Annotated in this window: 25 protein-coding genes; 14 read left to right on the plus strand and 11 right to left on the minus strand. The window is 66.5% G+C overall.

Going from position 1 to position 22,568, the window contains the following annotated elements; genetic code table 11:
- Positions 1-143: 143 nt before the first annotated feature.
- Positions 144-587, minus strand: a complete 444-nt coding sequence (locus RT662_RS14025; RefSeq protein WP_313671313.1) for a cytochrome c — start codon at positions 585-587, stop codon at positions 144-146.
- Positions 588-751: 164 nt separating this feature from the next.
- On the opposite strand from RT662_RS14025, the gene RT662_RS14030 reads away from it, so the two are divergent.
- Positions 752-2,845 carry an alpha/beta fold hydrolase gene (locus tag RT662_RS14030; RefSeq protein ID WP_313671314.1) on the plus strand — a complete coding sequence of 698 codons (2,094 nt, stop codon included), beginning with the start codon at positions 752-754 and terminating at the stop codon, positions 2,843-2,845.
- A gap of 3 nt (positions 2,846-2,848) precedes the next feature.
- On the opposite strand, the gene thrS is transcribed toward RT662_RS14030, so the two are convergent.
- Positions 2,849-4,849: a threonine--tRNA ligase gene (gene thrS / locus RT662_RS14035; RefSeq protein ID WP_313671315.1), complete on the minus strand. Its 2,001-nt coding sequence runs from the start codon at positions 4,847-4,849 to the stop codon at positions 2,849-2,851.
- A gap of 156 nt (positions 4,850-5,005) precedes the next feature.
- Between thrS and RT662_RS14040 the strand changes: the two genes are divergently transcribed.
- From RT662_RS14040 to RT662_RS14080, 9 genes are all read left to right on the plus strand, one after another.
- Positions 5,006-6,031 (plus strand): M48 family metallopeptidase, encoded by a 1,026-nt coding sequence (locus tag RT662_RS14040; protein ID WP_313671316.1) that lies wholly within the window; start codon positions 5,006-5,008, stop codon positions 6,029-6,031.
- A gap of 114 nt (positions 6,032-6,145) precedes the next feature.
- The gene (locus RT662_RS14045; RefSeq protein WP_313671317.1) at positions 6,146-7,435 is read left to right on the plus strand and encodes a Xaa-Pro peptidase family protein; all 1,290 of its coding nucleotides are present in this window, start codon (positions 6,146-6,148) and stop codon (positions 7,433-7,435) included.
- A gap of 6 nt (positions 7,436-7,441) precedes the next feature.
- Positions 7,442-9,232 (plus strand): gamma-glutamyltransferase family protein, encoded by a 1,791-nt coding sequence (locus RT662_RS14050; protein ID WP_313671318.1) that lies wholly within the window; start codon positions 7,442-7,444, stop codon positions 9,230-9,232.
- Positions 9,233-9,262: 30 nt separating this feature from the next.
- Positions 9,263-9,988 carry an alpha/beta hydrolase gene (locus tag RT662_RS14055; RefSeq protein WP_313671319.1) on the plus strand — a complete coding sequence of 242 codons (726 nt, stop codon included), beginning with the start codon at positions 9,263-9,265 and terminating at the stop codon, positions 9,986-9,988.
- On the plus strand, positions 9,985-10,785 hold the full coding sequence (locus RT662_RS14060) for a hypothetical protein (protein ID WP_313671320.1): 801 nt from the start codon (positions 9,985-9,987) through the stop codon (positions 10,783-10,785). The genes RT662_RS14055 and RT662_RS14060 overlap by 4 nt, the downstream gene beginning before the upstream one ends.
- A complete protein-coding gene (locus tag RT662_RS14065) occupies positions 10,785-11,231 on the plus strand; it encodes a thioesterase family protein (RefSeq protein ID WP_313671321.1) in 447 nt (148 codons plus the stop codon). Before RT662_RS14060 ends, RT662_RS14065 begins: the two co-directional genes overlap by 1 nt.
- A complete protein-coding gene (locus RT662_RS14070; RefSeq protein ID WP_313671322.1) occupies positions 11,228-11,644 on the plus strand; it encodes a VOC family protein in 417 nt (138 codons plus the stop codon). The genes RT662_RS14065 and RT662_RS14070 overlap by 4 nt, the downstream gene beginning before the upstream one ends.
- 1 nt (position 11,645) lies before the next feature.
- Positions 11,646-12,368 (plus strand): hydroxyacylglutathione hydrolase, encoded by a 723-nt coding sequence (gloB, locus tag RT662_RS14075; protein WP_313671323.1) that lies wholly within the window; start codon positions 11,646-11,648, stop codon positions 12,366-12,368.
- A gap of 43 nt (positions 12,369-12,411) precedes the next feature.
- Entirely contained in the window at positions 12,412-12,801 is a 390-nt protein-coding gene (locus RT662_RS14080) for a hypothetical protein (protein WP_313671324.1), read from the plus strand.
- Here RT662_RS14080 and RT662_RS14085 read toward each other — a convergent pair.
- The 6 genes from RT662_RS14085 to rsmI form a co-directional block, all read right to left on the minus strand.
- Positions 12,798-13,241: an ArsI/CadI family heavy metal resistance metalloenzyme gene (locus RT662_RS14085; protein ID WP_313671325.1), complete on the minus strand. Its 444-nt coding sequence runs from the start codon at positions 13,239-13,241 to the stop codon at positions 12,798-12,800. The genes RT662_RS14080 and RT662_RS14085 overlap by 4 nt on opposite strands.
- On the minus strand, positions 13,238-13,561 hold the full coding sequence (locus tag RT662_RS14090; RefSeq protein WP_313671326.1) for a metalloregulator ArsR/SmtB family transcription factor: 324 nt from the start codon (positions 13,559-13,561) through the stop codon (positions 13,238-13,240). Before RT662_RS14090 ends, RT662_RS14085 begins: the two co-directional genes overlap by 4 nt.
- Positions 13,562-13,623: 62 nt before the next feature.
- A complete protein-coding gene (gene gshB, locus RT662_RS14095; RefSeq protein ID WP_313671327.1) occupies positions 13,624-14,580 on the minus strand; it encodes a glutathione synthase in 957 nt (318 codons plus the stop codon).
- A gap of 13 nt (positions 14,581-14,593) precedes the next feature.
- On the minus strand, positions 14,594-15,403 hold the full coding sequence (locus RT662_RS14100) for a transglutaminase-like domain-containing protein (RefSeq protein ID WP_313671328.1): 810 nt from the start codon (positions 15,401-15,403) through the stop codon (positions 14,594-14,596).
- Entirely contained in the window at positions 15,403-15,768 is a 366-nt protein-coding gene (locus tag RT662_RS14105; RefSeq protein WP_313671329.1) for a YraN family protein, read from the minus strand. The genes RT662_RS14100 and RT662_RS14105 overlap by 1 nt, the downstream gene beginning before the upstream one ends.
- Entirely contained in the window at positions 15,761-16,633 is an 873-nt protein-coding gene (gene rsmI, locus RT662_RS14110; RefSeq protein ID WP_313671331.1) for a 16S rRNA (cytidine(1402)-2'-O)-methyltransferase, read from the minus strand. The genes RT662_RS14105 and rsmI overlap by 8 nt, the downstream gene beginning before the upstream one ends.
- Before the next feature lie 36 nt (positions 16,634-16,669).
- On the opposite strand from rsmI, the gene RT662_RS14115 reads away from it, so the two are divergent.
- Positions 16,670-17,884: a penicillin-binding protein activator gene (locus RT662_RS14115; protein ID WP_313671332.1), complete on the plus strand. Its 1,215-nt coding sequence runs from the start codon at positions 16,670-16,672 to the stop codon at positions 17,882-17,884.
- Here RT662_RS14115 and hemW read toward each other — a convergent pair.
- Genes hemW through rph form a run of 3 tightly spaced genes read right to left on the minus strand, consistent with a single transcriptional unit; the run spans position 17,881 to position 20,332 of the window.
- Positions 17,881-19,026 carry a radical SAM family heme chaperone HemW gene (hemW, locus tag RT662_RS14120; protein ID WP_313671333.1) on the minus strand — a complete coding sequence of 382 codons (1,146 nt, stop codon included), beginning with the start codon at positions 19,024-19,026 and terminating at the stop codon, positions 17,881-17,883. The two genes, RT662_RS14115 and hemW, sit on opposite strands and share 4 nt — an antisense overlap.
- A complete protein-coding gene (rdgB, locus tag RT662_RS14125; RefSeq protein ID WP_313671346.1) occupies positions 19,023-19,610 on the minus strand; it encodes an RdgB/HAM1 family non-canonical purine NTP pyrophosphatase in 588 nt (195 codons plus the stop codon). The genes hemW and rdgB overlap by 4 nt, the downstream gene beginning before the upstream one ends.
- 5 nt (positions 19,611-19,615) lie before the next feature.
- Positions 19,616-20,332 (minus strand): ribonuclease PH, encoded by a 717-nt coding sequence (rph, locus tag RT662_RS14130; RefSeq protein ID WP_313671334.1) that lies wholly within the window; start codon positions 20,330-20,332, stop codon positions 19,616-19,618.
- A gap of 103 nt (positions 20,333-20,435) precedes the next feature.
- Between rph and hrcA the strand changes: the two genes are divergently transcribed.
- The 3 genes from hrcA to RT662_RS14145 form a co-directional block, all read left to right on the plus strand.
- Positions 20,436-21,485 (plus strand): heat-inducible transcriptional repressor HrcA, encoded by a 1,050-nt coding sequence (gene hrcA / locus RT662_RS14135; protein ID WP_273463499.1) that lies wholly within the window; start codon positions 20,436-20,438, stop codon positions 21,483-21,485.
- Complete coding sequence (locus RT662_RS14140) at positions 21,482-22,024, plus strand: nucleotide exchange factor GrpE (protein WP_313671337.1); 543 nt, start codon at positions 21,482-21,484, stop codon at positions 22,022-22,024. Before hrcA ends, RT662_RS14140 begins: the two co-directional genes overlap by 4 nt.
- Positions 22,025-22,079: 55 nt before the next feature.
- The coding region (locus RT662_RS14145; RefSeq protein WP_313671339.1) for a class I SAM-dependent methyltransferase at positions 22,080-22,568 on the plus strand (489 nt) is incomplete at its 3' end.

The following is a 22,568-nucleotide window of genomic DNA, read 5'->3' on the forward strand; positions in this document are numbered from 1 at the left end:
GGAACAGGCGGGCGCCGCGGGCGGGATCGCCCGGACGCTGCGCCCGTTCAGACTCGGTGAGCGGCTGCGGCGCGGTGACGAACCAGCCCGCCAGCGCGCCCAGCAGCGTCAGCCCGGCCAGCCCTGCCAGCAGCCGCTTCATCTCAGCTCTTCTTGATGCGGAAGCCTTCGTGGCAGCTCTTGCAATTGGCGGTGACCATGCCGAACGCCTTGCCGAAGCCAGCGGCGTCGGTGGGCTTCAGGGCGACGGCGGCGGCCGTGTCCTTCTGGAACTTGTCGGTGGCGATCTTCCAGTCCGCCGGCATCGACCAGATCGCCGACGACGCTTCGGTTTCGCCGCCGGTCTTGGAAGTGGCCGGGAAATGCGCCGGGAAGGCCTTGGCGGCGGCGGCATAGTTGGCGAGGATCTTGTTGGCGGTGGCGGCATCAAACGGTGCGACACCCTTCAGCATGTCGCCGCCCATCTTGGTGTCACGACCATTGCCCTTCATGATCGCCTTGCGATCCTCGATCGGGCCAGCGGTGGCGACGGTGGCCGGCAGGATCACGGCGGTTGCCAGAACGGCAGCAAGAACGGCACGCATCATCTTGGTCTCCCCATTTTCAGGCCACTACGGCTGACATCTTCCATATCCCTTGCCGGCCGCCAACGCCAATGGCGCAATTGGCGCAGGAGGCGGTTGGGCAAAAGCGGCGGGGATTGTGTTTGCGCCGGCTTGCGGCATGATCGCGACAGAATGGGGGAACGCCAATGCGCAAGCTGCTGATCGCCGGAGTGGTGCTGTGGGGCCTGGCGGGGCCAGCCGCGGCGGCTCCGATGAGCCTGAAGGGGGCGATGGCCTATCCTTTCACCTCCGGCCTTGTCTCCAGCCCGGATGGAAAACGCATCGCCTGGGTGCGCGAAGTGGCGGGTGTGCGCAACATTTGGGTGGCGACGGGCGCAGGTGGCCAACCGGTGCAGGTCACGCAGTTCAGCGCCGATGACGGCCAGGAACTGACTCAGCTGGTGTTTGCACCAGATGGCAATTCGCTGGTTTTCGTGCGCGGCGGTGATCATGACGGCAATTGGCCCGCCACCGGCAATCTGGCGCCCAATCCCGCCGCCAGCCCGGATGAGCCCAAGGTGATGCTATGGCGTGCCGACCTGTCGGGCGCGGCGGCGCGGCCATTGGCCGAATGCGATGCCCCGGCCATTTCGGCAAAGGGCATTATTGCCTGCGAAAAGACCGGCCAGGTGTGGACGGTGAGTGCTGATGGCAAGGATTTCGCGCGGGCCTTCTTCGATCGCGGCCGCATCACCGATATGGCGTGGTCACCCGATGGCACGCGGCTGGCCTATGTCTCGCGCCGCGAAGGGCATGCCCTGATCGGCATCTATGGTGGGCCGACCCAGCCGATCACTTATATGCAGGCCGCCAGCGGTGTTGATGGGAGCCCGACCTGGTCGCCTGATGGCCGGCGTATCGCCTTCACCCGGCGATGGACCGGGCTGGATGGTTATGGCCGGTTCCTGGCGTTCGAGCCGCAGCCGTGGGCGATCATGGTGGCCGATACCGCCACGGGTGCGGCGCGGCAGGCCTGGGCCAGCGGCACGGCCCTGCGCGACAGCTTCCCCGATGTGACCGGCGGCGCCAATCTGCACTGGGCGGCCGGCGATCGGCTGGTGTTCCTGTCGGCCACCAGCAACTGGCAGCAGCTTTACACGGTGCCGGCCAGCAGCGGCGCTGCGACCCGGCTGACCGGCGATGGCTTCATGGTCGAACATGTGGCGCTCAGCCCGGATCGGGCGACCTTGTATTATTCGGCCAACACCGGGGCGACACCGGATGACGACACCCGCCGCCATGTCTTTGCGGTTCCCGTTTCGGGCGGGCCGGTGCGGGCGATTACCAGCGGCACCGGGCTGGAATGGACCCCGGCCGCCACCAATGATGGCGTGGCGCTGATCGCCGCCAGCGCGCGCGATGCCGGGGCGGTGCAATGGTGCGCGTCGCGCTGTGCCACGCTGGCCGGGCAGGCCGCACCGGCGGATTTCGCCGGGGCCGCCATGGTGATGCCGGAAAAAGTCACTTGGAAAGCGCCTGATGGCACCACCATCCACGGCCAGTTGTTCCGTCCGGCAGGTGCGACCGGCAAGCGCCCGGCCGTGGTGTTCGTGCACGGCGGCCCGCCGCGCCAGATGCTGCTCGGCTTCAGCTCCATGCGCTATTATGCCAACGCCTATGCGCTGAACCAGTATCTGGCCAGCCGCGGCTTCGTGGTGCTGTCGGTCAATTATCGGCTCGGCATCGGTTATGGCTGGGATTTCCAACATCCGGCCACCGGCGGCCCCCGCGGCGCCAGTGAATATCAGGATGTGATCAGCAGCGCGCGTTATCTGCAATCACGCGCCGATGTTGATCCAGCGCGCATCGGCATCTGGGGCGGCAGCTATGGCGGGCTGCTCACGGCGCAGGCGTTGGCGCGCAACAGCGATGTGTTCAAGGCCGGGGTGGATATCCACGGCGTGCACGACTGGTCGCGCACCATGATCGAAACCCTGGGCCCCGGCATCAAGAGCTATGGCGACACCAACCGCGACAAGGCGCTGCAGACGGCGTGGACGTCATCGCCGCTTGCCGATATCGCCGGCTGGCGCAGCCCGGCCTTGCTGATCCACGGCGATGATGATCGCAACGTTCGGATCAACCAGACCATCGCGCTGGCCGCCGAACTGCGCACGCGCGGCGTGGCGTTCGAGGAGCTGATCATCCCGAACGAAATCCACGATTTCCTGCGCCACGCCGGCTGGCACCAAGTGAATGCCGCCACCGCCGACTATCTGGAGCGGCAGTTGAAGCCGTAAAGCTCAGCGCAGATCGGGCGGCGTGGCGTCCGCCTTGATCAGCGCCACGGCTTCGGCCAACGGCATCACCTTTTGCTCGCCGCCCTTCAGGCTGCGCAGCGCCACCGTGCCTTCTTCCGCCTCGCGGCGGCCGACGACCAGCATGTAGGGCGCTTTCTGCAGGCTGTGTTCGCGCACCTTCAGGTTGATCTTTTCATTGCGCAGGTCGGTTTCCACCCGGATGCCGGCCTTGCGCAGCGTGTCGGCCACGGTGCCGGCATAGTCATCCGCATCCGAAACGATGGTCGCCACCACGGCCTGGCAGGGCGCCAGCCAGGTCGGGAACCAGCCGGCGAAATGTTCGATCAGGATGCCGATGAAGCGTTCATAGCTGCCCAGGATCGCCCGGTGCAGCATCACTGGCCGGTGGCGGTTGCCGTCTTCGCCCACGTAGGACGCGTCGAGCCGTTCCGGCAGCACCGTATCGGTCTGGATGGTGCCGACCTGCCAGGTGCGGCCGATGGCGTCGGTCAGGTGGAATTCCAGTTTGGGCGCATAGAAGGCGCCTTCACCGGGCAGTTCCTCCCAGCCCCAATCGGCATTGTCGCGGCCGGTGGCCTTCACGGCATCACGCATCGACTGTTCGGACCAATCCCACATCGCATCGCTGCCGAAACGCTTTTCGGGGCGCAGCGCCAGCTTGATGGCATAGCTGAACCCGCCCAGATCCTTGTAGACCACGTCGAGCAGATCGCAGAACGCCGCGATTTCGGCGACGATCTGATCCTGACGGCAGAAGATATGGCCGTCGTCCTGCGTGAACTGGCGCACGCGCATCAGGCCGTGCAGCGCACCGTGCGGTTCGTTGCGGTGGCAGCAGCCCATTTCGGCCATGCGCAGCGGCAGATCGCGGTAGGATTTGATGCCCTGGCGGAAGATCAGCACGTGCGCCGGGCAGTTCATCGGCTTCAAGGCCATCCACTGCGCGTCGTTGCTCACCACCGGGCCTTCATCCTCGGTGTTGGGCACTTCGTCGGGGATGACGAACATGTTCTCGCGATATTTGCCCCAGTGGCCGGATTGTTCCCACTGGCGCGCGTCCATGATCTGCGGGGTTTTCACCTCCTGATATCCGGCCGGGTCCAGCCGGCGGCGCATATAGGCCTCCAGCTCGCGGTAGATGATGAAGCCGCGCGGGTGCCAGAACACGCTGCCATGGGCTTCTTCCTGCAGGTGGAACAGGTCCATCTCGCGGCCCAGCTTGCGGTGATCGCGCTTGGCGGCTTCCTCCAGCCGCAGCAGATGCGCGTCGAGCTGCTTCTTGTTCAGCCAGGCCGTGCCATAGACGCGGCTGAGCATGGCGTTCTTCTGATCGCCGCGCCAATAGGCGCCGGAAACCCGCGTCAGCTTGAAGGCCTGCGGATCAAGCTTGCCGGTCGAGGGCAGGTGCGGCCCGCGGCACATGTCGAGCCAGTCATCGCCGGACCAATAGACGGTCAGATCCTCGTCACCGGGAAGCTCGGCGGCCCATTCGGCCTTGAAATTCTCGCCCTGCTGCTTCCAGCGGCTGATCAGTTGCGCGCGGCTCCACACTTCGCGGCGCAGCGGCTTGTCGGCCTTGATGATCGCGCGCATCGCCTCCTCGATGGCCGGCAGGTCATCTTCGGTGAACGGGCCGCGGCCGGGCGCGGGGGCGAAATCATAATAGAAGCCATCGTCCGTCGACGGGCCAAAGGTGATCTGGGTGCCGGGGAACAGGCCCTGCACCGCTTCGGCCAGCACGTGCGCGAAATCGTGGCGCGCCAGTTCCAGCGCATCGGCTTCGTCACGCACCGTCACCAGCGCGAGAGCCGCATCCGCTTCGATCGGACGCGTGAGGTCGACCAGTTCACCATCAACCTTGGCTGCGAGCGCAGCCTTGGCCAGGCCCGGGCCAATGCTGGCCGCTACATCCGCGCCGGTGGTGCCGCGCGTGACCTGGCGCTGCGAACCATCGGGAAGCGTGAGGGTGATGAGGTCGGACATTGGTGGCCTTTGATTGCGAACAGCGCCGCCCAATCAGCGGCCCGCCGCGCTTAGCCAAAAAAGCCGGCCCCCGCCACCCTTCAGCGCGCCGGGCTTGCAGGGGGCGGCGGTTTGGCGACTTGCAGTGAGCCCCATGTCTTGGCAGTGATAGTGCCAATGTCAGCGCCGCCCGCCCGCCGCAGTGCCAAGAGCCGGCCCCTTTCGGGCCTGTTGCTGTGCGATGGCCGCCGCGAAGAGGTGGTGGTGACGGCGCACGAGAAGCGGCTGGTGATCAATGTGGAGGCGGATATCAGCGCCATCCCGATCACTCGCGTGCGCCGCGATGACGGCCTCAATCTGCGCCGCACCGACAACAAGGATTGGCGCATCCGCTTCGATACGCTGCCGCCGCCCGACAGCTGGGTGCATGATCTGCCGTTGCTGTCGCCGCCCAACCCGTTGCGGCGGGCCGTGGTGATCGTGCTGGCGCTCCTCGGCCTGATCGCCGCCGGGCTTTGGTTGGCGCGGGACAAGGTGGCGGTGCTGGCGGCGCCGTTGCTTCCGCACGCGGTGACCGACGCGATGGGCCGCGCTTACCTGGCGCAACTGGGGCCGCAGTGCAGCAGCGGGCCCGGCCATGCCGCGCTGGCGCGATTGACGGCGAAACTGTTGCCCGAAACAGGCTTGCCCGAACCGGTGACGGTGAGCGTGATCAACAGTCCCGACGTCAACGCCGTCGCCTTGCCCGGCGGCCATGTCGCGCTGTTTGCCGGCATCATTGCGCAGGCGCAGTCCCCGGACGAGATCGCCGCCGTGCTCGCCCACGAGATCGAGCATGTTGCCCATCAGCACGCCAACCAGGCCATCTTGCGTGACAGCGGCCCGGCGGTGATCGCGCGCACGCTGGGCAGCGATGCCGGCGATCTGGCCGAACTCACCGTGCTGAAAAAGGGTGACAAGGCCGCCGAAGCCGAAGCCGACGATGGCGCCATCGCCTTGTTGCAGGCTGCCGATATCTCCACGCGCGGCGCTGCGGATTTCTTCAAGCGTCAGAGCGCCGGCGGCGACGGTTTCAGTACCAGTCATCCTTCGGCCCGTGAACGCGCCAGCCGCTATGGCGACGCGGTGAAATGGGGTGCGGAAGCCGGGATGAGCGATGCTGATTGGCGGTCACTGAAGGCCATCTGCGCGCCGACACGCTGAACCAAGGCAGCGCTGGACGCCGCTGGCCTGATCTGCCAGCCTTGCTGCAACAGGGCATATCGGGGGGCTTTCATGCAGTTTGGTCGCAGGCAATTTCTGGCGGGTGCTGCCGCCGTGTCGCTGTCACCCCTGGCCGGAGCGCAGGCGCAGCTGCTGCCCGGCCCGGGCTTTGGCACGCCGCTGGGCACCAGCCCGTTTGCGCCCGATGTCTATCGCGCCCGCCGTGCGCGGCTGATGGCGGAGTTGAAGACCGGCCTGGCGGTGATTCACGGCGCCACCGCATTCGACGCGCCCGACAACACGCTGCTGGCCCCGTTCACGCAGAACGGCGATTTCGCCTGGCTGACCGGCATCATGGATGAACCCGGCGCCATTCTGGTGCTGGCACCCGGTGAAGCGGTGGTGAAGGAATGGCTGTTCCTGCCCTCGCGCGATGTCGAGATGGAGCGCGTGACGGTGGAGCGCCTGCCGCTGGGTTCCCTGATCGAGCAGCGCACCGGCATCCAGCGCGTGCAGCGCAGCACCCGGCTGGGCGGGCTGGTGACTCAGTTGGCCACCCGCGCCAAGGAACTGCATTTCCTGGGGCCGGTGGTTTCGGCCAATGCGCCGGTCCCTGAGACGCTGGAACTGTATCACAAGATCGCGGCGCGGGTGCCGGGCACCAGCATTCGTGATCAATCCGGCCTGTTGACGGCGCTGCGCAGCGTGAAGGAACCGCGCGAGCTGGAGCTGATGCAAAAGGCGATGGCCGCCACCCGAGCCGGTCATATCGCGGCCATGCGCAGTGTGAAACCCGGTATGAGCGAGCGCCAGTTGCGCCGGGTGCTGGAAGAGGGATTTGCCACCGCAGGCGGCACCGGCCTGGCCTATAACAGCATCGTGGCGGCCGGGCGCAACGCGGCGTCGCTGCACTATATCACCGAAACCGGGCCGATCCGCGATGGTGATCTGGTGCTGATCGATGCGGCCGCGTCGGTGGGGCGTTATGCCTGCGATGTCACCCGCACCTTTCCCGCCAATGGCCGCTTCAGCGCCGCACAGCGGGTCGATTACGCGCTGGTGCTGGCCGCCCAAGCTGCTGCCGAGGCGAAGCTGAAGGCCGGGGTGGCTTATGACGCGCTGGAAGACGCCGCCAAGGAGGTGTTCCGTAAAGCCGGGCGCATCGATGAATTCTATCACGGCCTTGGCCATTATGTCGGGCTGGACGTGCATGATCCGTTCGACCGTTCAAAGCCCATCCCGGCCGGCGCGGTGATCACCATCGAGCCGGGGCTGTACACCCAGTCCGCCAACCAGGGCATCCGCATCGAGGATCAGTATCTGGTGACGGCAGCGGGATCGGAGCGGATGTCGGCCGGCATCCCGCGCAGCATCGCCGAAATCGAGGCCGCTATGCGGGGGTGAAGTGAGATGATGCAGCGGATAATTGGATTGGGCCTGCTGGCCAGCCTGACGTGGCCAGCGGCAGCGCAAGAGGCACGTTGCCCGGAACCGGCGTGCGCCGCCGTTGCCGGTGGCCGAACCGAAGGCTGGGCGGCGCAAAGCCGGGCCGAAGTGATTGCGCGCAACGGCATGGTCACCTCCAGTCAACCCCTGGCAACCCAGGCCGGCCTCGCCATCCTGCGCCGCGGCGGCAATGCGGTGGATGCGGCGGTGGCGACGGCGGCGGTGCTGGGCGTGGTCGAACCGTTCAGCACCGGCATCGCCAGCGATCTGTTCATGCTTGTCTGGGACGCCAAGTCGAAGAAACTGCACGCGCTGGCTGCTGCTGGCCCGGCCCCCACCGGGGCGACGCCGCAGCGCTTTGCCGAACTGGGCTATGGCAAGGATCCCAAGAACTGGACGCTGGGTTCGGGCATGCCGCCGGCCGGCATCCTCACCGTCACCGTGCCGGGCGCGGTGTGGGGCTGGGATGCGGCGCTGAAACGCTTTGGCAGCATGGGCTTTGCCGATGTGCTGGCCGATGCCGAATTTTATGCCCGCGACGGCTTTCCGGTCAGCCCGCGGATCGCCGACGATTGGACACCGCTGCCCAGGTCCTCCCCGCTGAAAGCCTGCTGCACCGATCATGACCCCGATACGCTGGCGGTGTGGACGCCAGGCGGCAAGGGCCCGGCTGTGGGCGAGATGTTCCGCAATCCCGGCCTCGCCCGTGCCTTTGCGCTGTTGCGCAAGGAAGGCCCAGATGCCTTTTACAGGGGCGACATTGCCCGCGCGATCCTGGCCAAATCGGCCGCGCTGGGCGGCACCATGACCGCGGCCGATCTGGCCGGCTACAAGGGTGAGTGGGTCGATCTGGTTCACACACGCTATCGCGGCCACGATGTCTATGAACTGCCGCCGCCCACGCAAAGCTGGGGCGCGCTCGAGATGCTCAACATCCTCGAAGCCTGCGTGCCGGTCTGGTCGCCGGGGCAGGATCTTGCCGCTTTGGGGCCAGCCAATCCGCGCTTTTGGCATTATCTCGTCGAGGCCAAGAAACTGGCCTATGCCGATCTCGCGGCGTGGAACGGCGATCCCAAGTTCGTCACGGTACCGGTGGAGCGGTTGACCTCGAAGGCCTATGCTGCGTCCTTGTGCAGCCGGGTCGATCCCGCCAGCGCCGCCGTCACCAAACCCGGTCCGGCCGATCGCAGCGGCGATACCGTCGTGCTGGCCACCGCCGATGCTGCGGGCAATGTCGTGGCGATGGTAAACTCCATCTCTTCGGTGTGGGGATCGGGGCTCACCGTAAAGGATTATGGCCTGATCCTGCACAACCGCGGCGTGCAATTCAGCCTCGATCCGGCCAGCCCAAACATCATCGCGCCGGGCAAGCGGCCCTATCACACGCTGGCGGCCGGTTTCGTGCTGAAGGATGGCGCGCCTCTGCTGTCGCTGCTGCTGATGGGCGGTGACATGCAGGCACAAGGGCACGGCCAGGTGCTGGTCAACATGCTCGATCTGGACGCCAATGTGCAGATGGCGACCGACATGGCGCGTTTCCGCCATGGTCAGGTGTCTGACCAACTCACGCTGGAGCCGGCGCTGGATGCGCTGGTGGGGGCCGATCTGAAGGCAATGGGCCACCGGCTGGGCACGCCCAGCAGCGGAGCGATGGGCGGCTATCAGGCGATCCGCATCGAGAAGGACAAGGATGGCAAGCCGGTCTATCGTGCCGGTTCCGATCACCGCAAGGATGGCCAGGCCGCCGGCTGGTAACGAGGTGATGCTTGGCTTATGCGGCATGGCATGAGCAGCCTTTCCCATAACGGCGCCAGCCTTGCCTATCGCTTCACGCCGGGGGTAGGGCCGCTCGTCGTATTCCTGCCCGGTTACATGAGCGACATGACCGGATCGAAGGCCGAAGCGCTGAGCGATTGGGCGCGCGCCAAGGGCCAGGCATTTCTGCGCCTGGATTATTCCGGCTGCGGGGCCAGCAGCGGCGAGTTCCTTGATGGCAGTATCGGCCGCTGGACCGATGATGTGCTGGCGCTGGTCAATCATGTCTGGCCGGCGGGCAAGGTGCTGCTGGTCGGAAGCTCGATGGGCGGCTGGATCGCCTTGCTGGCGGGCCGGGCGCTGACGGGTCGGCTGGCCGGGCTGGTGGGCGTGGCGGCGGCGCCGGATTTCACCGTTTGGGGGCTCAAGCTGGGCGAGGCCGAGCGGCGGCAGCTGGAGGCGCAAGGCTATTTCACCTGCCCATCCGATTATGGTGAACCCTATCGCTATTCCCGCACCCTCATCGATGATGCGCGGACCCATTTGTTGCTCGATGGCCAGATCGGCATCACCGCCCCGGTGCGGCTGCTGCACGGCCAGCGTGATGATGCGGTGCCGTGGCGCCTGTCGCTCGACGTCGCGGCGCGGCTGCAGAGTGCGGAAGTTCAGGTGCGGCTCATCAAGGATGGTGATCATCGGCTCAGCCGCGAGACCGATATCGCCACGTTGATCGCCACTGTTGAGGAACTGCTTTGAAGCATCTGGCTGCCTTGGCCCTGCTGGTTGCCGCCCCGGCCCTGGCTGCGCCGTCTGACCCAACGCGCTATGCCGCCTGTATCGAACTGGCCGCCAAGGATCCGGCGCGCGCCATGCAGATGGCTTATGCTTGGCGCATCGAAGGCGGCGGCGTGGCACCACGCCATTGCCTGGCCGTGGCCCAGATGCACGCCCGGCACCACGAGGCGGCGCTGAAAAATTATGAGGCGGCCGGCGAAGCCAGCGAGTCCGCCCGCGACGGCCAGGCCATCGCGCTGTGGCGGCAGGCGGCAGACGCGGCGATGATCGCCGAGCAGCCCGCCGACGCGGTGCGCTTCCTCACCCGTGCACTGGCCCGGCCGGGCGGCGCCGAACTCAGCCCGCGCGCCGAAGCTGATCTGCTCACCACCCGCGCCGAAGCGCAGGTGGCAGCCGGCAAGCCCGATCTGGCGATGGCCGATCTTACCCGCGCCACCACGCTTTCGCCGGAATATTTCACGCCATGGTTGTTGAAGGCGACGCTGGCGCGGCGCGGCGGCGATCTGGTCACTGCCGAAGCCGCGCTGCTGAAGGCTGCTGCGCTGGCACCGGACTCCGCCGATGTCGAACTGGAAGCCGGCAATATCGCTTCGGCCAAGGGCGACACGGCGCTGGCCCGTCAGGCTTGGGAAGCGGCGGCTGCCGACGCGCCCGATACGCCGGCGGGGCAGGCAGCCGCTGCCGCGCTTGGTCGCATGAACGCCGCCCTGCCTGAAAAACCACTGACGGATGGGGCGCTGCCTGCTACACCGCGCTGATGGCTCGCTCCGATTATCGTTTCGCCTGGTCCGCCCGCGCCCGCTACGCCGAAGTCGACGCGCAGGCAGTGGTGTTCAACAGCCGCTACCTCGAATATTTCGATATCGGCATCACCGAATATTTTCGCGCTGCCGGCCTTTATCCCGAGCCCAATCTGCAGGGCGCGCCCGAACTGCACGTGGTGAAGGCCGAGGTCGTCTATCACGCCCCAATCCTGCTCGACGAGGAAATGGCGATTTGCGTGCGCTGCGAGAAGGTCGGGCGCACCTCGCTGACATTCGCGTTTGAAGTGCATGGGCTGGCCAACGGGCCAGGGGGCGAGGATCTGCGCGCCAGCGGCACCGAAGTGCAGGTTCATGTGGATGAACCGCGCGGTCGGCCGACGCCGGTGCCGGATGCCGTGGTAGCTCTGTTCGAAGCCTTTGAAGGACGCGTGCTCAAATGAAATATCTCCACACCATGATCCGCGTGTCGGACGTGGCGGAAACGCTGCGCTTCTTCGAACTGTTGGGCCTGAAGGAACTGCGCCGCATCGACAACGAGGCCGGGCGCTTCAGTCTGATCTTCCTGGCTGCACCCGGCGATGAAGATGCCCAGGTCGAGCTGACCCATAATTGGGATGAGAGCGGCTATACCGGCGGGCGCAATTTCGGCCATCTCGCCTATGCGGTGGATGATATCTATGCGGCGTGCCAGCGCCTGATGGACGGCGGCGTGACGATCAACCGGCCGCCGCGCGATGGCCGCATGGCGTTCGTGAAATCGCCGGACGGGATTTCGGTGGAACTGCTGCAGGCCGGCCCGGCGCTGCCAGCGGCGGAGCCCTGGGCGTCGGCGCCTAACATCGGGAGCTGGTGAGATGCTCGACATCGTTGGCGTATCGGTGCTGCATGACAATTATGTCTGGCTGGCCCATGATGCCGCCAGCGGTGAGACAGCGGTGATCGATCCCGCGGTTGCTGGCCCGGTGCTGGAAGCCGCGACCAGCCGGGGTTGGAAGATCACTCAGATCTTGAACACCCACTGGCACCCCGATCATGTGGGCGGCAATGCCGATATCGTGGCCGCCACCGGCGCGAAAGTCACCGGCCCTCAGGCCGAAGCCGCCAAGATACCGCACATCAGCCGCGCCGTGGTGGAAGGCGATACGGTGCAGATCGGCAGCAGCATCGGCCGCGTCATCGATTGCCCGGCGCACACGGCGGGCCACAATGCCTATGCCTTTGACGGGGCGCTGTTCTGCGGCGACACGCTGTTTGCCATGGGCTGCGGCCGGCTGTTCGAAGGCACGGCTGAGCAGATGCACGCAGCCTTGGCCAAGTTCATGGCGTTGCCGCCGCGCACGCTGGTGTATTGCGCGCATGAATATACCCAATCCAACGCGCGCTTTGCCCTGACGGTGGAGCCGGAGAATGACGCGCTGGTGCGGCGCGCCGAAGCCGTGGACCGGCTGCGTGAGCGCGGCGATCCCACCGTGCCGTTCAGCCTGGCCATGGAAGCCGCGACCAACCCGTTCGTGCGCGCCGGCAGCGTGGCCGAGCTGGCGCGGCGGCGGGCCGCCAAGGACGCATTCAGGGGGTGAGGCATTCAGCATGGATACAGCGAGCGGAGGGCATCAGGGACGCATGATCAGAACCGCGCTCCTCCTCGCCGCGCTGGTCGCGGCAGCCCCGGCACTGGCCGGCGACGATCCGCCCGCCAAGCCAGCCGAATTCAAGGCCGAGACCAGGGATTGTCTGCAGACCCGCAGCATCCTGCAGGCGCAGGCCGCCCCTGATGGCAAATGGTATGCCCGGCTGCGCGATGGCCGCTGGTGGCGCAACACCATGGAATGCCCCACCCTGCAACCGCGCCGTGCGCTAGTGCACAGCAGCCCGATCGGCAGCCAGTGCCGCGGTGATATCGTGCAGGTGATCGATTTCAACCTGGGCGGTGTCAATTTCGGCGGCTGCGGCTTTGGCAGCTGGGAACGCGTTGCCGGCCCGCCCGGCAAGGCGCCGAAGCCCAAGGATTAACAGCAACCGCTGCCACTGGCCTTTGCAGCCGGGGCCATCGCCGCCAGCGTGTCCAGCATCGGGCTGCTGCCATAGGTGCGGGCTTCGGCCATGGTGTGGAAGGCTTCCCACACGACGCCCTGCGGATCGGCGGTCCAGCTTTTCTCGGACCTTGCATAGCAGCAGGTCGTTTCGCCTTCGGCCAGCACCGGCGCAGATGCGCTGTTCAGCCGGGCAGTGACTTCGGCCAGTTCTTCAGTGGTTTCGGCCTGGATGCCCAGATGCTCGATCCCCGGCGCGGCGTGGCCTTGGCTGATGGCGAAATTGACGCGCGGATCGTCCAGCATCCACTTGGCATAATCATCGCGCACCAGTGTTGGCCCGGTGCCGAACAGGTTGGTGTAAAAGGCGATGGACTGGACGAGATCGGTCACGCCCACGTGCACGTGCAAACGCTTCATACGCAGTCTCCAGTTGTGCAGGCGGTTTCTGGGGCAAGGCCCTGGCAGCAATCTTCGGTCAGGAAACCGATGAGTGCCCGCATCGCGGCGAAATCCGCCGCATAGATGAGGCTGCGGCCGGCGCGGCGGACGGTCACCAGTCCCGCCTGTTCCAGCAACCCCAGGTGATGCGAAAGGCTGGAGGGCGGCACATCCAGCGCCCGCGCGATCGCCCCGGCCGACAGGCCATCTGGCCCGGCCACCACCAACGCCCGGAACAGCGCCAGGCGCCGTTCATGGGCAAGGGCGGCAAGCGCCGGCACGGCGAGCGTTGAGTCCATCCTGAGTCCTTTCGACAATCATCGAAATATTCGACAATTATCGAAACGTCAAGCCCGCCTTTTCAGGCCTTGGCGTCGAGCCTGGCCTTGATCGCATCCCAGATGCGCGCCGGCGTGTCGGTGCCGTTGAACCGGTCGATGGCGCGGATGCCGGTGGGGGAGGTGACGTTGATCTCGGTCAGGTATCCCCCGATCACGTCGATGCCGACGAAGATCAGCCCGCGCTTTTTCAGCTCCGGGCCGAGCCGCGCGCAGATTTCCTGTTCCCGCGCCGTCAGTTCGGTCGGCTGGGCGCTGCCGCCGGCGGCAAGGTTGGAACGGATTTCCCCCTTTTTCGGCAGGCGGTTGATGGCGCCGGCCGGTTCGCCATCCACCAGCACGATGCGCTTGTCGCCTTCGGATACGCTGGGCAGGAAGGCCTGCACCATGAACGGCTCGCGCCACACGCTGCCGAACAGTTCTACCAGTGCCGGCAGATTGCCATCGGTCTTGTCGATCAGGAACACGGCGGTGCCGGCGTTGCCATAAAGCGGCTTGACCACGATGGCGCCGTGGCGGGCGCGGAAGTCCATGGCTTCTTCCAGGCTCTTGGTCACCAATGTCGCCGGCATCAGATCGGGGAAGCGCAGCACGAACAATTTTTCCGGCGCGTTGCGCACCTCGGCTGGATCGTTGACCACCAGCACCCGGTCCTGGATCTGCTCCAAAAGGTGCGTGGCGGTGATATAGCCCATGTCGAATGGCGGATCCTGCCGCATCAGCACCACATCGGCTTCGTCACCAATGTCGACGGTGCGCGCCTCGCCGAGCCATTCATAATGGGCGCCGGCTTCATTCTTCACCTTCAGCGGTCTGGCCTTGGCGCGCACCCGGCCGTTTTCGGCCGAAAGATCACCGGCCAGATAATGGAGCAGCGTGGCGCCGCGCGCCTGGGCTTCCAGCATCAGGGCGAAACTGGAATCGCCGCCGATATTGATGGTTTCGATCGGGTCCATCTGAACCGCGACGCGCATGGTCATTGGGCAAGCCTTTTCAATTGTCGGAACGCGCCAGCGTGGCGAGCGTGGTGCGGATACGTTCGCCCACCTGGGCGTCGTGGGTGGTTTCCAGCATGGCGGTCAGGCTGGCGCGGGCGGCGGCCAGGCGGCCGATGCGCTGTTCCAGCCGGGCGCGCTCCCACCACAGGCCGGCCTGATCCGGTGCGACGGTGGTGAGCCGTTCATAGAGGGTCAGCGCCCGCCCGATATCGCCATTCATGCGCGCGCGGCTGGCCTGGTTGGAGACCATGCGCACCAGCATCTGGCGATTGCTCATCGCCGGAAATCCGCCCACGATCGGCGCGCCGCCGGCCTGACGGGCCATATCGGCGGCGCGGGCCGCCGTCACGCTGATGCCGTGATCGAACGGATCGAGCAGCGCCGATTCACCACTGCCCTGCACTTCCACCAGCACATGGCCGGGCAGGGCCAGTGCATCGGCCCGCCAGCCAATGCGCCGGGCCAGGGCGACATACAGGATCGACAGCGTGATCGGCAGGCCGCGGCCACGGCTGGCCACCGCCACCAGATCGGCATTCAAGAGATTGTCATAATCCTCGGTGTCGCCAGTTAGCCCGGCTTCACCAGCGATCAGGCTGGCCAGCCGCAAGGCCCGGCCCTTGGCGGTGGACGGCGCCAGATCGCGTTGCAGGTTGACGGCCCAGCCCGTCATCAGCCGACGCAATTTGTCGGCATCAGCGCCCTGACGAGAAGAATTGGGAGTATCGGCAAGGCTGAGCGCAATGCCGGCCTCGATCACGTCGATATCGGCATCATCCATCAGGCCGATTGTTGCCAGTAACATCACATCTCTTCCCGCCAGATGGCGATCAAGTGCCGGGGCCGTGCCCACGGCGTTATCACCACCGCGTCGTGCCTGATCACCGCGCCCGGCCAGCCATAGCGTGTTGCCAGCCAGCGAGCGGCCGCCTGGCAACGCCGCGCCTGGTCACGATGCAGCGCCGCCACGCCGGAGTCGAGAGTGGGCCGCGCTTTCACCTCCACAAACACCAGCGCATCACGGCGGCGCAGCAGCAGATCAATCTCCCCGCCGGGCGTTTTCAGGCGGCGGCCAATCAGGCGATAGCCTTTTGCAATCAACCAGATGGCAGCGACATGCTCGGCCAGCCGGCCCCGCCGCTCATTGGCCTGACGCTGCCGGTCAACCATCTTTCAGGGCCAGGGCACGGGCATAGACATCGGTTTTCGACATGCCCAGCCGGTCGGCCACCGCCTTGGCCGCATCCTTCACCCGCATTGTCGCCAAGGCGGCATGCAGCGCCGAATCAAGATCGTCGGCGCTGGCGGCCGGCGGCGGCAGCGGCGGGCCGACGAGCACGACAATCTCGCCCTTGGGCGGCGCATCCGCCCAGCGCGTGGTGAGTTCGGAAAGCGTGCTGGTCACCATCTCCTCGAACTTCTTGGTGAGTTCGCGGCCAACGGCGGCCGGGCGATCCCCCAACCCGGCGTGCAGTGCCGCCAGCGTGACGGCCAGACGCGGGCCGGATTCGTAGAAAGCCAGCGTTGCCGGCACGTTTGCCAGTTCGGCGATCACATCGGCCTTGGCCTTTTCCTTGGCAGGCAGGAAGCCGGCGAACAGGAAACGATCGGTGGGCAGCCCAGCGATGGATAGCGCGGCAATCACCGCCGATGCGCCGGGCACCGTCACCACATTCACCCCTGCCGCGCGGGCTTCGGCGACCAATTTGTAACCCGGATCGGAAATCAGCGGTGTGCCGGCATCGGAGACCAGCGCCACCGGCTCTGCAAGCGCCCGCATGATCAGGCCCGGCCGGGCGCGTGCGGCGTTATGATCATGATAAGGCAGCATCTTTGTCTTGATGCCGAAATGTCCAAGCAGTTTGCCGGTGACCCGTGTATCCTCGCAGGCGATCAAGCTGGCGCGGGCCAGCACCAGCAGGGCGCGGGCGGTGATGTCCATGAGATTGCCGATCGGCGTCGCAACGATATAAAGCCCCGGCGCAAGCGCTGTTTCAGGCAGGGCGTCGGGATCGAAAGAAGGGTGCGGGTTCACATGGCTATCAAGAGCCGGGTTGGAAGCGGCTGGCAAGTGGTTCGGGCAGGTGTGATCGGCCTGGGCCTGCTGGTGGCAGCCTGTTCGACGCCGAAAAAGGCATCGCCCGTGGTGGCAGCGCCGCCGCCGCCCACGGTTGTCGCGCCCAAACCGGCGCCGCTGCCGGAAGCGCGGCTGAACAAGGTGGCGCTGCTGGTGCCGCTCACCGGTCCCAATGCGGCGCTGGGTGAATCCATTGCCAACGCCGCGGCGCTGGCCATGGCCGATCTGGGCAAGCCGCAGATGCAATTGCTCAGCTTTGACACCGCGCCCGGCGCTGGCGAGGCCGCAGCCAGGGCGATGGCGGCGGGTGCCGGCCTTATCCTTGGGCCGCTGCTGGCCAGCGATGTGCCGGCGGTGACGGCGGCCGTCGCGGGCCGGCCGGTGCCGATCCTGTCCTTCTCCAACGATGCCGGGGTGGCCGGCGGCGATGTGTTTGTGCTGGGGTTCCAACCCGGCCAGGCGATTGCGCGCGTGATCAGTTATGCGCGCAGCCGTGGGGTTGATCGTTTTGCCGCACTGGTGCCGCAGGGCGCCTATGGCCAGCGTGCACAATTGGCGTTCGTGAAGGCGGTGAATGATTCGGGCGGCCGTTCGACGGCGGTGGTTTCCTATTCCCGCGATCCGGCCAAGCTGGCGGCAGCGGCGGCGCAGGTGACCAACTATGATGCCCGGGTGCGCGCCAGCGGCAAGCCGCAGATCCGCGCCGATGGCACGGTGGCGCGCGTGGCCGGGGCGTTGGCGCCGGTGCCGTTTCAGGCGCTGATGATCGCCGATTCGGGTGCCGCCGCCGCCCGCTTTCTCACGCCGCTGGCCCGTTTTGGCGCAGCGCCGGGGCAAGTGGTGATTTTGGGCACGGAGTTGTGGAACAACGAACCCGGCCTGGCCCGCGTGCCGGCGCTGAAGGGCGCGCTTTATGCCACCGTATCGGATGCGCGCTTCAACAGCCTGGCGGCGCGCTATCGCGCCAAGCACAGCACCAACCCATCGCGACTGGCCTCGTTAGGCTATGATGCGGTGCTGCTTGCCTCCAGCCTGGCGGCACGCTGGCCGCTGGGCCAGCCGTTCCCGCGCGCGGCGCTGTTGGCGCGGGATGGCTTTGCCGGCATCGATGGCGCGTTCCGCTTTACCCCATCTGGCGTGGCAGAGCGGGCGCTGGAAGTGGATCAGCTCGGCACGGGTACCGTTTCGCCGGCGCCGAACAGCTTCTAATGCGCGATTTCGGCCAGCACGGCGTTGGCCAACGGCCAGCCGGCGGCCGTGAGCCGCAAGCCGCGCGCGTCGTAGATCAGCAGGCCTTGTGCTACCAGCCGGGCAACGGCATCCGGCTTCACCGCGTCTGCCAAGGCCGTGCCGCAGCGCGCGACGAAACGCGCCGCATCCAGCCCTTCGGCTAGGCGCAGCCCCATCACCAGTGCTTCAGTGGTGCGTTCCGCCACTGTCAGGAGCGTCTCGCTCTCCATGCCATGGCTAGATTCGGTTACCCCGGCCAGCCAGGCTTCCGGCTTCTTGCGGCGCAGCGTGGCAACGCCTTCGCGGCGACCGTGCGCGCCCGGCCCGATGCCGGCATAATCGCCATAGCGCCAATAGGTGAGATTGTGGCGGCTCTCCATGCCCGGGGCGGCGTGGTTGCTGATTTCATAGGCCGGGATGCCTGCCGCCGCGGTCATGGTTTGCGTCATGGCGAACAGATCGGCGCTGGTATCCTCATCGGGCATCACCAGCTGGCCGCGGGCGTGCAGGGCGGCAAAGCGCGTGCCGGGTTCGATGGTGAGCTGGTAGAGCGACAGGTGGGTGGTGCCGAAGCCGAGGGCGCGGAAGAGTTCCGCCTGCCAGCTTTCCCGCGTCATGCCGGGCCGATCATAGATGAGATCGAAACTGACCCTGCCGAAGGTGGCTTGCGCGACATCAAGCGCCGCGAGCGCGGCGGCGACGTCGTGCGGGCGGCCAAGCAGTTTGAGCGCCGCATCGTCGAGGGCCTGCACGCCAAGGCTCAGCCGGTTCACCCCGGCGCTGGCGAAGCCGGCGAAGCGGCCGGCCTCCACACTCGACGGGTTGGCTTCCAGCGTGATTTCCAGATCGGGCTCGGGCGTCCAATGCTGGCACGCCGCATCGATGATGGCCGCAACCGTGGCGGGCGGCATCAGGCTGGGGGTGCCGCCGCCGAAGAAGATGCTGGCCAGCCGGCGGCCGGGCAGGCGGGCGGCTTCAAACGCCAGATCGGCGAGGAGGGCGGCCTGCCATGCGGCCTGGTCCACCGTCTCGCGGACATGGCTGTTGAAATCGCAATAGGGGCATTTGGTGACGCAGAACGGCCAGTGGACGTACAGCGCGACAGGCGGTGCGTCCGTCATGCCACCGGTGGCAACAGCGCGTCCAGCTGCCGGAAGGCCCGGGCGCGGTGGTTGTCTTCTTCCTTGTCGGCACGGGGCATCTCGCCATAGGTCTGCGCCTTGCCGTCCATCAGGAACATCGGGTCATAGCCAAAGCCGCTCTGTCCGCGCGGCGGCCACACCAGCGTGCCATCCACCCGGCCTTCCACCACTTCGGTATGGCCATCGGGCCAGGCCACGCACAGCGCGCAGATGAAGTGGGCGGTGCGGGGCTTGTCACCCAGTTCGTCGTTCACGCGGGCCATGGCGACCGAGAAGTCCTTGCCCGGCCCGGCCCAACGCGCCGAGTAGATGCCGGGCGCGCCGCCAAGGCCGTCGACGCACAGGCCGCTATCGTCGGCAATCGCCGGCAGGCCGCTGAGCGTGGCAGCAGACAGCGCCTTCAGCCGGGCGTTGCCGATGAAGCTCGTTTCCGTCTCATCCGGTTCCGGCAGGCCAAGGTCGCCGGCTGATATCACGTCGAGCCCGTGCGGGTTCAGCAGTTCGGCCAGTTCCACCACCTTGCCGGGATTGTGCGTGGCCAGCACCAGCCGGCCCGGCAGCAGCTGCCTCACCGGCCGACCGCCTTCAGCTGCGCGGCAAACACCTCGTTGCAGCCGATGCGGGCCAGGCGCAGCAGGCGCAGCAGCGCTTCCTCGTCGAACGGTTCGCCTTCGGCGGTGCCTTGCACTTCCACGATGCCGGCCTGGTTGGTCAGCACGAAATTGGCATCGGTGCCGGCCGCCGAGTCTTCGATATAATCCAGATCGAGCACCGGATTGCAATTGTAGATCCCGCACGAAATCGCCGCGACCTGAAGGCTCAGCGGATCGCCGGACAGCGGCGTCTTGGCGTGGATCGCGTCGATGGCGAGGCGCAGCGCCACCCAGGCGCCGGAAATCGCCGCCGTCCGAGTGCCACCATCGGCCTGGATCACGTCGCAATCCAGCGTGATCTGGCGTTCGCCCAGCAGCACCAGATCGGTGACCGCGCGCAGGGAGCGGCCGATCAGGCGCTGGATTTCCTGGGTGCGGCCCGATTGTTTGCCCTTGGCGGCTTCGCGCTGGCCGCGGGTATGGGTGGCGCGCGGCAGCATGCCATATTCGGCCGTCACCCAGCCCTTGCCGCCACCGCGCAGCCACGGCGGCACCCGGTCTTCCACGCTGGCGGTCACCAGCACATGGGTGTTGCCGAATTTCACCAGGCACGATCCTTCGGCGTGGGCTGAAAAGCCGGGGATCATCTCGATGGTGCGCATCTGATCGGGGGCGCGGCCTGATGGGCGCATGGGGCGTGTCTTTCCTGATTGCTGTTGGGTGGGCCTTATTGCGTGGGGGCTCCGAAGGGAAGCGCCCATTGCGCCGCGTGCCCTCGCACCTTAGATTGCGCCTATGCAGCCAACGAACCAGCAGACCTTGGCGCTGGCCGAGCTCAACACGCGAGCGCGCGAGATTTTCCGGCAGATTGTCGATGCCTATCTGGTGTCGGGTGCGCCGGTGGGGAGCCGCACGCTCTCAAAAGGCGGGTTGGGCCTGTCGCCGGCCTCGATCCGCAATGTGATGCAGGATCTGGAGGAACTCGGCCTGCTGGCTGCGCCGCACACATCCGCCGGGCGGCTGCCGACCGAGCTAGGCCTCAGGATGTTCGTTGATGGCATGATGCAGGCCGCCGAACCGTCGCAGGATGAACGCGCCGCGCTGGAAGCCGGGCTGGCACCGGGCGTGGCAATGGAAGAAGCGTTGACACGCACCACCGCCGCGCTGTCGGGCCTGTCGCAGTGCGCCGGGCTGGTGCTGGTGCCGGCGCGCGAACTCGTCATCCGCCAGATCAGTTTCGTGCCGCTGTCTCCCACCCGCGCGCTGGTGGTGCTGGTCGGCGCCGATGGCAGTGTCGAAAACCGGCTGCTCGATCTGCCGGTGGGCGTGCTGCCGGCCTCGCTGGAAGCCGCGGCCAACTATATCACCACGCGGCTGGCCGGGCTGACGCTGGCCGAAGCCACGGCGCGCATGAGCCAAGAGATCGCTCGTGATCGCGCCATGCTCGATACGCTGACGCAGACGGCAGTGGCGGCCGGGCTTGCGGCCTGGTCTTCGGATGCGGCGGCCCGCCCCGTGCTGATCGTGCGCGGCCAGGCCAATCTGGTCGAAGACGCGGTGGATCTTGAACGGGTGCGCCAGTTGCTGGATGATCTGGAAGACAAGGCCGAACTCATCCGCCTGCTCGACCGCGCCCGCGAGGCAGAGGCAGCGCGCATCTTCATCGGGGCAGAATCGCGCCTGTTCTCGTTGTCGGGGTCCAGCGTCATTGCCGCACCCTATCGCGGGAACGATGGCAAGGTGATCGGCGTTGTGGGGGTTATCGGGCCGACGCGGTTGAACTATGCACGCGTCATCCCCATGGTGGATTACACCGCCCGAACCCTGAGCAGACTGGTATCATGACAGACACAACCGAAAACTCTGGCACGACCGAAAACACCGAAACCCCGGAAAACGAAGCGCCCGAAGCGGCCGCCTCGGAGATCGATCTGGCCGAAGCGCTGCTGGCCAAGGATCAGGAAATTGCCGATCTGAAGGATCGCGTGCTGCGCACCATGGCAGACATGGAGAACACCCGGCGCCGGCTGGAGCGCGACAAGGCGGAAGCGACGCAATATGCTGTCACCGGCTTTGCCCGCGACATGCTGGCGGTGGCCGAAAATCTGCGCCGCGCCGTGGCCGCGCTGCCGGCCGATGGTTTTGACAATGTCCGCGCCGGCATCGAGGCGACCGAGCGTGAATTGCTGGCGATCTTCGGTCGGCAAGGAATTGCCCGTATTGAGATCACCGCCGGTGAACCGCTTGATCCCAATCGCCATCAGGCGATGCTGGAGGTGGAAAGCGACATGGACGCCGGCAGCGTGGTGGCCGAACTGGCCAGTGGCTGGACGATCCGCGATCGCCTGCTGCGCCCGGCGATGGTCAGTGTTGCGCGCGCCTGAACACCACGTCATACCCCTGACTTGACCTTGCCGGCAGCTTTGGCAGTCTGCCGGCATGTGGTTGTTTGATCGCCTCTTCAAGCGCTTCATGCAGGATGGCGAGTTGGTCGTGATCGATCCGGCCGGCGGCAAGCGGCGCTATGGCAGGCCCAGCGCCACGCGCGCGCCGGTTCATATCCGCTTGGCCAGCAACGCCACGGCGCGCGCCATTGCGCTCAATCCGGCGCTCGGCGCGGGCGAGGCCTTCATGGATGGCCGGCTGGTCATGGAGCAGGGCGATATCTTTGCCCTGCTCGATCTCGTCACCCACAATCTGCGCTGGGAACGCGACAATCCGGTGCGCTTTGCGCTGTGGCGGCAGGCGCGGCTGGCGGCGTGGTGGGACGGGATCAATTTCGAGCGCCGATCAAAGCGCAACGTCGCCCATCATTATGACCTTGATGATCGGCTCTACGACCTGTTCCTCGATCCGCACCGGCAATATAGCTGCGCCTATTGGGCGCCGGGCATCACCACGCTGGACGCCGCGCAGGAAGCCAAGCTG

Source organism: Sandarakinorhabdus sp. (assembly GCF_032115815.1).
In the GTDB taxonomy this organism is placed as follows: Bacteria; Pseudomonadota; Alphaproteobacteria; order Sphingomonadales; family Sphingomonadaceae; genus Sandarakinorhabdus.